The sequence below is a fragment of the Amycolatopsis echigonensis genome (assembly GCF_014174495.1).
Taxonomy (GTDB): Bacteria; Actinomycetota; Actinomycetes; order Mycobacteriales; family Pseudonocardiaceae; genus Amycolatopsis; species Amycolatopsis echigonensis.
In genome coordinates this window covers 1-407 of record NZ_JACJHR010000282.1, presented here as the reverse complement: position 1 = coordinate 407, position 407 = coordinate 1, and the positions used below count along the sequence as shown (strand labels likewise).

Annotated in this window: 1 pseudogene; it reads right to left on the bottom strand. The window is 67.1% G+C overall.

The annotated features are described in order from the left end of the window. Nucleotides 1–407 (bottom strand): annotated as a pseudogene (locus tag H5411_RS46775) (RND transporter); the annotation flags it as partial.

The following is a 407-nucleotide window of genomic DNA, read 5'->3' as shown; positions in this document are numbered from 1 at the left end:
TCTGCAACTTGCTCAGGTCTTCCATCCGCACGCCGAAGCTCAGCAGCGCGGACGTCCGGTCGTTGCGAAGAACCGCACCGGTGAGGTACGGCGGCAGCAACCGGACCCCGGCTGCGATCTGGCTCGCCGTGGGCGAGCTGCCCAGGAACTGCAGCAAGGTCGGCGGCGACACCACCGGGCGCATCTGGTCGCCGTGTCGCGAGACGATGCTTTCTTGCGCCTCGCTGGTCCATTTCATGGCCTCGGGCGACAGCACGTCAGGACCGTTGAGGACGACGGCGACCTCGCCCGAGGAGCCGATGACGGATTCGACGTGCTGGGCGTCGGTGAGCGCGTCCAGTCCGGTGGCGAAGCTCTGGAAGTTGCTTTCCAGCTCGATCCGGGGGAGCGCCATCCAGCCGGTCAGT